A 10,640-nucleotide genomic window follows, 5' to 3' on the forward strand; every position below is an offset into this window, starting at 1 on the left:
CTAAAGCCCTTAATGCTAACAGTGGCTTTACCGATCGACCGAACCCATGATAATATCGATACTACCCAGGATCGCCACCAAGTCCGCAATCTTTACACCGCGCACGATGTGGGGCAAAATCTGCAAATTGTTGAAATCCGCAGCCCGAATCTTCCAGCGCCAAGGAAACACGCTGTCATCGCCGATAATATAAATACCCAACTCACCCTTGCCGCTTTCAACCCGCACGTAATGTTCGCCCTTGGGAATTTTGAAAGTTGGGGCTACTTTTTTGCCAATAAACTGATAGTCGAAACTGTTCCACTCAGATTTTGGCCCGCTTTCTAAGCGCTTGGCTTCCAAGTTTTCGTAAGGGCCGCCGGGGAGTCCTTTCAAGGCTTGATAGAGGATTTTAACTGACTCGCGCATCTCGCGAATTCGGACTAAGTACCTGGCCAAACAATCGCCCGCTGCTTCGGTACAAACATCCCACTCGAAGTCGTCGTAACATTCGTAATGGTCAACTTTCCGCAAATCCCAATTCACGCCGGAACCGCGCAGCATGGGGCCGGATAGTCCCCAGTTAATCGCTTCTTCGCGGGAGATTGTACCCAGTCCTTCAATCCGGCGGCGGAAGATAGGATTGTTGGTGATTAAACGTTCGTATTCGTCAATTTTTGGCAGGAAGTAATCGCAGAAGTCTTCGCACTTATCTACCCAGCCGTAGGGTAAATCTGCTGCTACTCCGCCGATGCGGAAATAGTTGTTGTTTACCATGCGGTAGCCGGTGGCTGCTTCCCACAAATCGAGAATTGGTTCGCGATCGCGCATAGTGTAGAAAAATGGAGTTTGCGCGCCCACGTCGGCCAAAAACGGCCCTACCCACATCAAGTGGTTGGCAATCCGGTTCAACTCCAGCATGATTACCCGAATGTAACTCGCCCGCTTGGGGACAGCAATATTGGCTAACTTTTCCGGTGCATTGACTGTCACCGCTTCGTTAAACATCCCCGCAGCATAGTCCCAGCGGCTCACGTAGGGCACGTACATCACGTTAGTGCGGTTTTCGGCAATTTTTTCCATGCCGCGGTGTAGATAGCCTAAAACAGGCTCGCAGTCCACTACATCTTCGCCGTCCAGGGTGACAATTAACCGCAGTACCCCGTGCATGGATGGGTGGTGCGGCCCCATGTTGAGCACCATTGGTTCGGTTCTTGTCTCAATTCTTGACATAATAATTGGTAATTGGTAATTGGTAATTGGTCAGTGGTTAGTGGTTAGTGGTTAGTGGTTAGTGGTCAGTGGTTAGTGGTCATTAGTCATTGGTCATTAGTCATTGGTTATTGGTTATTGGTTATTGGTCATTAGCAAAAAACTCTCTAACTGACAACTGACTACTGACTACTGACTGAGGACAACTGACAACTGACAACTGACTACTGACTACTGTTGATTTTTGTTTCGCTTGTATAGATTATGAAGGATATCGAGCCGTCTGAGAAGGAGACTCCTGCATCAGATGTGAGTATTGAGGCTTATCACGTTTCTGTTTTGGCTAGTGAATTAATTGCTGGTTTAGCTGTGCGTCCGGGCGGGCGCTATTTGGATGCGACGCTTGGGGGCGGCGGACACACGAGTTTGATTTTAGCGGCGGCGGCTGATGTGAGTGTGGTGGCGATCGATCGCGACGAAGAAGCCATCCGTTTTTGCGCGGCCCGATTTGCTAACGATCCCGTCGAGTTTTGGCACGGCAATTTTGCTGAATATCAGTCTCAAGAGGCCACATTTGATGGTATCATAGCAGACTTGGGCGTTAGCTCGGCTCAGTTCGATACACCGGAACGCGGCTTTAGTTTTCGCCACCCTGCTAAGTTAGATATGCGTATGAACCAGCAGCAATCTTTGACGGCCCAAGAGATTATCAATCATTGGGAAGAAGTTAAACTAGCAGATATTATTTACAGATACGGCGAGGAGCGATTGTCGCGGCGCATTGCGAGGCGGATTGTCGCACAACGTCCTTTTGAAACTACTACAGAACTTGCAGGGGCGATCGCCAGCAGCTTCCCACCCAAGCAGCGCAACGGTAGAATCCATCCCGCCACCCGCACTTTCCAAGCTTTGAGGATAGCCGTCAACTCCGAACTCGCTTCTTTAGACACTTTTCTCAAGGAAGCGCCAAAGTGGCTAAAACCCGGTGGGAGAATTGGAATTATTACTTTTCACAGCCTCGAAGACAGACCGGTCAAGCACCAACTCAGAGGAACAGACTGTTTGCAGGTACTGACAAAAAAGCCGATCGTGCCACAATCGGAAGAAGTAGCTAGAAATCCCCGCTCTCGTTCTGCTAAGCTCAGACTGGCAGAAAAATTAACTTGATTCGACACTAAGGCGAGTAAAGCACGAGTTCCAAACCAAGGCGGGGTCTGGTAAGACCGATCCCGGATGCCAGTTCCCAGTATCCTTGCGGTATCACTAATATGGCACTAACCTATAAAACCCGAAGTCCTGATGCTGATTTGGCTCCGCTGAATCAGCCAAGGGTACTTGACAAGCCCGTTTTAGACCCGATCAATTCGCCTAGGAGTAAGGGATAGCATGAGTCGGGGAGATGGAAGCAAACTGAAACTAATGGTGGTCGATGACGAACCCGACAACTTGGATTTGCTGTACCGGACGTTTCGACGCGAATTTCAGGTTTACAAAGCAGATAGCGCCCTCAGCGCCCTGTCCGTTCTAGACGAACAAGGGGAGATGGCGGTGATCATATCCGACCAGCGGATGCCAGAAATGAATGGCACCGAGTTTTTGGGGAAAACAGTCGATCGCTTTCCTGATACGATTCGGATTCTGCTGACTGGATACACAGATGTTGAAGACTTGGTAGAAGCAATCAACGCAGGTCAAGTTTTCAAATACATCACCAAACCATGGAATCCAGAAGAACTGAAATTAGTTATCAATCAAGCGTCCGAAACTTACAAATACTACAAGCAGCGCAGTGTTGCACTGCGCCGCGCTTTACGCAAGGAATCTCTGTTCAATGAGGTGATGAGCGTGATTCGCGGGTCGCTAGATTACTCTAGTATGGTACAAACTATTGTTCAAACCGTAGGCCAAACTTTTGAGGCCAACTATTGTATGCTGCGGCCGATAGAGGGCGAGAGACTATTACCTAGTACCTTCCCCTACCAAGCCCAAGCGACGGAATCCAGCAGCTTTTCTTTTGATGAAAATTTGCTGGTTCAAGCCGTAGCCACCCGCCAAACTCAAGTCAACAACAGTGGCGGTGAGGGTAACTCGGTTGAGATTGCTGTGCCCCTGACTTATCAGCAAGACTTGCTGGCGGTACTGGCCCTGTGTCAGCAAGGTGGCACTAACCCTTGGTCGGCAGAAGATATAGAGTTAATAGAAGGTGTAGCAGCTCAAGCTGCTCTGGCCCTTTCTCAAGCTAAGCTCTATCAGCGCACTCTGGATTTAGCTAACCAGATGCAGAATGAGTTGGAAGTGGCCCGCCAAATCCAAACAAACTTGTTGCGCCAAAGTTGGCCTGATTTTGAAACCGTAAGGGTGCAAGCTTGTTGCTATCCGGCGCGGGAAGTTGGCGGTGACTTTTTTGAGGTCTACGTCCACTCGCAAGGGGATATTTGGATAGCGGTGGGTGATGTTTCCGGTAAAGGTGTTCCGGCTGCTCTATTTATGGCTAGCGCGATTTCGGTGATGCGGCGCGAACTTTCTCAAGAAATTTCTCCCGAGCCCGATCGAGTGATGCAGAATATGAATAGTAGTATGGCTGACGACCTGATCGGCAACAACCATTTTATTACAATGGTTGTAGCTCGTTACACTCCGTCAACGGGACACTTGGCTTTTGCTAATGCTGGTCACATTTACCCGATTGTTTGGTCGAATTCTGACGTGAAAGCCCAGACTGCTAGCGGTTTAACGCCAGCAGAGCCGAATTTCTTGAAAGCTCGCGGCATTCCCTTGGGGATTCTGCCAGTTTGGAAAGGTAAAGCCGGTGCGATCGAATTAAAGTCAGGAGATGTATTTCTGCTGACGAGTGACGGGATTACTGAAGCTAGCGTGACCACTCCGGCGATCGCAGGGGGCGAAGCAACCCGTTCTATGCTACAACAAGAAGGGCTTTGGCAACTCTTGATTGAGGAGCCTGGTTCCATCAACTTGGACAATTTGTTGGCCTACATCCGAGCTGACAATCCCATTCAGGAAGATGACCAAACCATACTTTCTCTGGAAGTTCTCTGAATCTGTCAGCTATCCCGACAATCATAGTCGGGGGCTTTGGGTCTTAAAAACTCCAGCCCTCGGTTGACAGGCTACAGATTAACACAGAGAACGCGGGCGACAGGCAAAAGTTACAGAACTAGCGCGTCAGTGGCTAACTCTTAATTCATGCTTCTTGGTGAATGCTTTCGGCGAAAGTCTATTGCCTCGATCGCCCAGTATTGAGTATCCTTCATGTAGCGACAAGTATTAACGCCAAATTAATTCGGCGTGTTGTATTTCATCCCTGGTCAGAAGACACGGGTTTCCAAACTTACAGGATTTTTTTATGAATACTGAGCTTCATGTACCAAGCGACTTGCGGTTTTTAACAATTGTTGAAAATTGGTTGCTGAGCAGTTTGGAAGTTGAGCTAGGAGAGCACATCGATTGGCCGCGTCAGTCGAATCGTTTGCGCTTGGTGTTAGCAGAAGCCTATTCTAACGTGATCCGCCACGCTCACAAAGATCAACCCAATTTGCCGGTGTTAATTCGCTTGAATTTAAAAAATCGGGATATTGGTTTAGAAATTTGGGATTATGGTAAAGGTTACGAAATGGACACTTACAGTCCCCCGAGGCCGGAAGCGAAGCAGGAAAGCGGCTATGGCTGGCTGATTATGAGCAGACTGATGGATCGCGTGGATTACAGTTTGCAACTAGACGGCCGCAATTGTCTGAAGTTGGAAGCGAGTTTGCCAGAAAAATCTTAATTGGCCGTTAGATTGTGTCCGATGGTCGATTAACTGCAATAAAAACAGTTCGTAGTGCGGACTAAAGTCCCCACTACGAACTGTTTTTGTTATGATAATTGACGGGTGGCGTTCTAGCTATTTTGACCATTTTGTCTGCCGAAGAAACGGGTTTTTTCGAGAGTTGGCAGCGCTTCAGCGGAGATTTGGCGAAAAACCAGGTTTCTGCCTCAGTGACGCACAAATATCGATCGAGCTATGATATCGTTTCCGGTTGCATCGGAATAATAAAATCGAGTCACCAGTTAACACTCAACCATTCAGTTTTTCGACCCGCCCTCTTAACTTAACAGTCAAAAGTCAACAGTCCACAGTCCACAATCACCTGACCGTACAACCGGAATTGATATGACGCGCGATCGACAGATGAAACCCCAATATTCAATTTAAATATGAAACTTATTAAACGTTGAATTTTTTATGGGGTCGCAGATTTAGCAATTCTTGGGCTGAAGCTAACAGCTTGACGGTGACAGAAAAGATTTCTCGGTCAGAATTGAGCACGAACAGCCATCCGACATTAACACCAAATACGGAAGTTTTCACCCAGCCGCTGACATGAACTTCAACTCGATCATCTTCTAAAATTTGGCTGATACCTTGCTGCGGTTCGAGCTGCATTCCTCGCGCTTCTGTTCTTAGATAAGTGGCGATCGAGCTTTTACCGATAATTGGCTCTTCAAAGGGCGCGTGCAGAACTCCATCCTCAGCAAACAAATTAGCAGTCTCTTCAAAGTTGCCTGAATTTAAAGTTTCAAAATATTGCAGTACCACTGGCTTTGTGATGCCAGCAATCTCGATAGAGCGAGTTAAAATAGGTCTAGTTGTGGCAGTCATAAAATAAATGATTTGAAAGGAATGAATATACTTTAATCATTATGTTTGTCGCAGCAAATCCCTCAAAAGATATAGGTAGGGCTAGGGATAAATTCTCTGAAGAAAAAGAGTAACATCCAGCAATCTCAAATCTCAAATTGTATACACCCACACACTTAACTTGTTCCCTGGCTGGGTCTGGGAACAGAGGTCTAGAGGCTCTGCCTCGCTTGTTGCAAAAAAAGGAGACAGAGCCGATCGATCTGCGTTACCAGCCACTACTGGTAACGAGTAAACGAGTAGTCATTAAAATCTAAAATCTAAAATCAACTAAACCCAGACACTTTTAAAGTATCTGGGTTTCTGTGCAAGTCTGTTTGACAAACGCCAAACAGAATATTCTATTTGCGGATCAGGTTGAGCAATTCTTTAGGAGAGGCCAACAAGTCGATCGCCACAAAGAAAATTTGACCTTGGGGATCGAGCAAAAACCGCCACGCAATGTTCATACCCACATTCGATCCGAACCAAGGAGTTTCGACTTTACCCGTAACTTTCACTTGGCGGTAGCCATCTTCTGCAGGCTCGGACATACCTTCTTGGGGCATCATTTTCAGTCCGATGCACTCTTCCCGCATATAGTTGAGGATAGCTTCGCGACCGACGATCGGCTTTTGGAAAGGAGGTTGCAGAGCGCCTTCTTCGGCAAATAAACCGACGGCTGGGGTGAAGTCGAAGGCATTCATGTAGTCGATGTAGTTGAGCACTGTCTGCTCGGTGATACCCTTAATCTCAGTTTTCACCCGCTCTGCTACTGCGGTGGGAGTGCTGCGGGGGGCAGCTCGTTTGCCGTACTCTTGGCTGAAATCTGGATCGTAGCCCATGTGAACTACCGTGTTGCGAAGTACGGTAATTTGTTGACCCGGATCGAGTTTCTTGATGGTTTCGAGAACTGCGGTGGCTTCGGGAGACATTTGATAGCCTGCGGGGATGGGGGCGACAAGGCCCTGTTTCATCATTTGTCCCAATTCGTACCAGAAACCGAGTTTGGTGTTGACGCGCAAGGATGTGTAAATCCGGCCGATTGTGGTGTCGGCGTTGCTGGCCAGGTCAAACATGGTTTTGCTTTGATCGGCAGGCGACATTTGCTTGATTTCGCTGAGAACGCCTTCGACTAGCGCCATGCTGGCTACTCCGGGAGCTGCTGCGGTGATGGAGATGCCCATTTCAGTGTAGGCATACCAGAGGAGTGCGAGTTGGTCTTCGACGCTGAGTTTGTAGAATGCTTCCGTGGTAGCGGGAACAGCGCTCGCAATCTCGGTGTTTGAGAAAATTGATTGAGCTGATTGAATACTAACTGCCATGTGTATGCTGTGGGATTCGCTGTTGGTTTTACTTGCCGACTTGAATAGACGAACCCATTTCTCCTTTGATTACATTATGTAACGTTTTTGAGCTTTTTGAGTTTAAATTTATAAATATAAAGATTGTGAAAGTATTATCGATTCTTTTCCAAAAGATCCTTTTAAAATTACTAGACTTATTGCACATTTTATGCTGCGGTTGCTAATTCTATGAAAATATCAATTAATCGCGATCGCATTCAGCAAAAAGCCCTAGAGTTGGGATTTCACAAAGTGGGAATCGCCTCAGCAGACGCGGATGTCGATATAGAAAAACAAAGATTGCAAGCTTGGCTGGACAAGGGTTATCAGGCGGATATGGCATGGATGACCAACCCGAAACGCTCCGATATTCGATCGCTCATGCCAGATGTCAAGTCATTAATATGTGTTGCCATTAACTACTACACGCCCCACCAGCGCCCCGAAAATTCCCTGTTGGCGGGGGGGGACGGTGCAGCCCTAGAATATGCTAAGATTTCTCGCTACGGTTGGGGGCGGGATTACCACAGAATTTTGCACAAAAAACTCAAGGTTTTGGCAAATTGGGTGCGATCGCAAAGCGAGGGAATTGAAGCGCGCTATTATGCTGATACCGGGCCGGTTCAGGATAAAATGTGGGCGCAGCGTGCAGGAATTGGCTGGATTGCCAAAAATGGTAATTTAATTTCGCGAGAATACGGTTCTTGGGTGTTTTTGGGCGAAATCTTGACTAATTTGGAGTTAGCGCCGGATGCTCCCCATACTGAACATTGCGGTAGTTGCACTCGCTGCATTGATGCGTGTCCGACGGGGGCTATTACTGAGCCTTTTGTCGTGAATGCCGATCGGTGCATAGCATATCATACGATCGAGAATCGAGCCGAAAAACTCCCCGACGAAATAGCATCTAATTTACAAGGTTGGGTTGCCGGTTGCGATATTTGTCAAGATGTTTGTCCTTGGAATCAGCGATTTGCTCAACCAACAGATGTTACAGAATTTGAGCCTTATCCTGAAAATATAGCGCCGACACTTGCAGAATTAGCCGACATTTCCGACGAAGAATGGAACCGCAGATTTACAGCTTCGGCGCTGCGGCGAATTAAACCGGAAATGCTACGTAGAAATGCCAAAGCCAATCAAATTAATAGTCATTAGTCCTTAGTCAGTGGTCATTAGAGCTAATATATTAGACAAGATTGTACTCATTTCCCAATTATCTTGAAATACCTCTGCGTTTATCTCTGTTTATCCGGCTTACATCTGCGATTTATGTATCAATGAACGATTTATGCAATCTTGTCTGTTATATTCTAGAATGCAGTAAATCATCCCAATATAAAATATAAAATAGTATGATTCTCTATTCCTTATTTGCTGTTGTCCAATGACCAAAGTAATTATTTTTGATTTTGACGGTACTTTAGCAGATACAATCGATATTCTTCTGAGCATCACCAACCGTTTGTCAGCAGAATTCGGCTTTAAGTCTGCGACAAAAGAGGAACTCGCTCAACTGAGCAACTTAAATTCTTGGGAAATTCTTCGTTATTCTGGCATTTCCCTCTTCAAATTCCCGATGCTGATTAGAAAATTGAGATCTGAGTTACGCAGTGAAATTTCAGACGTTCAATTATTTCCGGGAATTAAAGAAGTTTTGCTGGAGTTAAAAAAACGAGATTTTCAACTGGGTATTATCACATCTAATTCCCGAGAAAATGTCTTAGACTCCCTGGAAAATAACAGTTTGCAAGATATTTTTACGTTTATTTACTCAGGTTCAACTTTCGGGAAACATAAAGTTATTAACAAATGGCTCAAAAAAGAAAAAATCAATCCTCAAGAAGTCTTTTATGTGGGAGATGAGATTAGAGATATAGACGCTGCTAGAAAAACTGGAATTAAAATAATTGCTGTAGGTTGGGGTTTTAATTCTCAGGAGGTTTTGGCCCTACACCATCCCGATTTTTTGATTGAACGACCCCAGCAATTGATCGAGATTATGAGTAATCTGGGAAGAGTGTAAAGTATTGTAAATAAATATTTCAAAATTTAAAGTAGTAAAAACTTTATGTCAGAACCGATTGAAAAAATGAATTGAGGCTGATATAAATGTGAAGGATAAAGATTTACTCGATCGCTTAAATAAAGAGGAACAGTATTATGTCAGCATTTGAAACCTTCTTGACTTTTAGCTTGGCTTCCACTTGCGCGGTAGCTACTTTGGCAACTTGGTTGCGTTTCACCTATCCGCCTTCTGTTAAACGCAATTAATTGGATTATTTTTGAAGTTGGTATGAGAAATCGGGTTTTTTAACGTGATGGATAATTTGCCAAAACCCCGTTTCTCTGCAAATGTTTTGCCATCCCATAGATATTTTCCCAGAAACCGGGTTTCTTAGATTTTGCAGAAACCGGGTTTCTCTCGATTTTTTTTGCCATCCAGCAGATATTTTCCCAGAAACCGGGTTTCTGAGACTTTGCGTCATTTCCCGAAAGAAACAATAATTTGTTAGTCTCCTTCGCCCAGTTTCAGTGCGGCTAAAACGGCTTGCTGGCTAACTGCTTGGTAAATTTTACTAAAATGCTGCTTGAGTGCGTCAGAGGCGGGGGAAGATTTGCTACTGGTTGCTGTTGGGTTGGTTGCGAGGGGAATCGGGCCTAAAATATCTAAGACTGTTTCGCTGCTGGGCGGCGGCACAATTACGACTAAAGATGATTCTAGCTGCTGGTTGTATTCCCAAAAGCGATCGACCTTCGGCAATTTAGAATTCGCAGTCGGGGAATTTTTGCCGGAGTTGAGTTGAGAATTTTCCTCTCCTTGGGTACCCCGTGTCTGACGGAGTGATGTCAAGATTTGCTCTTTGGTTCTTCCCCGCAGTTGAAAGAGTACGAAGGGGTCTTCTCCGAAGCGATCGCCCAACAAGTAGTATACTGCACTAATGTGCTTGCAAGGATTTTTCGGGTCAGGACAGCTACAGCGCGATCGAATATCAGATAAACTTAACGGAAATAGCGTTTTTCCAGCCGCTGCAAATACATCTTCAATATTGTGCGGCATTTCTCCTGCTAATAATTTAGCCGAAAAAACCGCTCTTTGGGACATATTTTCAATCACATAATCCCAATCTTCATCGCTCAATGTATCAAGCCCTAGAGAAACCTGATAGGGTTTGGGGTCTGTTCCTTGAACGATAGCAATTACTTCTTGGTTAGGGAATTTAATGCTGAGAACTTTACCTTCGCGCGCGTATTGCCAGCCGCGTTCTAAACGCTTTTTGAAGCGGTAGGTATTGATTAAATCGAGCCACTGTTGTGTCCACCATTCTCTGTCAATCATAAGGCGAAGGAAGAAGGAAGAAGGAAGAAGGAAGAAGGAAGAAGGAAGAAGGAAGAAGGAAGAAGGAAGAAGGAAGAAGGAA

The 10,640-nt window shown here is 45.9% G+C and carries 9 protein-coding genes; 5 read left to right on the top strand and 4 right to left on the bottom strand.

Features of this window, described 5'->3' with window-relative positions:
• Positions 1–27 precede the first annotated feature (27 nt).
• Entirely contained in the window at positions 28–1,212 is a 1,185-nt protein-coding gene (locus QUA01_RS25245; protein ID WP_333093180.1) for an NAD(P)H-quinone oxidoreductase subunit H, read from the bottom strand.
• A 243-nt stretch (positions 1,213–1,455) separates the two neighbouring features.
• On the opposite strand from QUA01_RS25245, the gene rsmH reads away from it, so the two are divergent.
• The 3 genes from rsmH to QUA01_RS25260 all read left to right on the top strand — a co-directional run bounded on the left by rsmH (position 1,456) and on the right by QUA01_RS25260 (position 4,978).
• Entirely contained in the window at positions 1,456–2,358 is a 903-nt protein-coding gene (gene rsmH, locus QUA01_RS25250) for a 16S rRNA (cytosine(1402)-N(4))-methyltransferase RsmH (protein ID WP_333093179.1), read from the top strand.
• A 219-nt stretch (positions 2,359–2,577) separates the two neighbouring features.
• Positions 2,578–4,248, top strand: coding sequence for a SpoIIE family protein phosphatase (locus QUA01_RS25255; RefSeq protein WP_333093178.1), 1,671 nt, complete (start codon positions 2,578–2,580; stop codon positions 4,246–4,248).
• 307 nt (positions 4,249–4,555) lie between these two features.
• Complete coding sequence (locus tag QUA01_RS25260) at positions 4,556–4,978, top strand: ATP-binding protein (protein ID WP_194066939.1); 423 nt, start codon at positions 4,556–4,558, stop codon at positions 4,976–4,978.
• 441 nt (positions 4,979–5,419) lie between these two features.
• On the opposite strand, the gene QUA01_RS25265 is transcribed toward QUA01_RS25260, so the two are convergent.
• Both QUA01_RS25265 and QUA01_RS25270 read right to left on the bottom strand, forming a co-directional pair.
• The gene (locus tag QUA01_RS25265) at positions 5,420–5,854 is read right to left on the bottom strand and encodes a nuclear transport factor 2 family protein (RefSeq protein WP_333093176.1); all 435 of its coding nucleotides are present in this window, start codon (positions 5,852–5,854) and stop codon (positions 5,420–5,422) included.
• A 380-nt stretch (positions 5,855–6,234) separates the two neighbouring features.
• Positions 6,235–7,197: an orange carotenoid protein N-terminal domain-containing protein gene (locus tag QUA01_RS25270; protein WP_333093175.1), complete on the bottom strand. Its 963-nt coding sequence runs from the start codon at positions 7,195–7,197 to the stop codon at positions 6,235–6,237.
• A gap of 210 nt (positions 7,198–7,407) precedes the next feature.
• Here QUA01_RS25270 and queG point away from each other — a divergent pair, with 210 nt between their 5' ends.
• Positions 7,408–8,376, top strand: coding sequence for a tRNA epoxyqueuosine(34) reductase QueG (gene queG, locus QUA01_RS25275; RefSeq protein ID WP_333093174.1), 969 nt, complete (start codon positions 7,408–7,410; stop codon positions 8,374–8,376).
• A 229-nt stretch (positions 8,377–8,605) separates the two neighbouring features.
• Positions 8,606–9,244, top strand: coding sequence for an HAD-IA family hydrolase (locus QUA01_RS25280; protein WP_333093173.1), 639 nt, complete (start codon positions 8,606–8,608; stop codon positions 9,242–9,244).
• A gap of 486 nt (positions 9,245–9,730) precedes the next feature.
• Here QUA01_RS25280 and QUA01_RS25285 read toward each other — a convergent pair whose 3' ends face one another.
• Complete coding sequence (locus QUA01_RS25285; protein WP_333093172.1) at positions 9,731–10,558, bottom strand: SWIM zinc finger family protein; 828 nt, start codon at positions 10,556–10,558, stop codon at positions 9,731–9,733.
• Between the last annotated feature and the right edge of the window lie 82 nt (positions 10,559–10,640).

The sequence above is a fragment of the Microcoleus sp. S36a_B3 genome, from assembly GCF_036700745.1.
In the GTDB taxonomy this organism is placed as follows: Bacteria; Cyanobacteriota; Cyanobacteriia; order Cyanobacteriales; family Microcoleaceae; genus Microcoleus.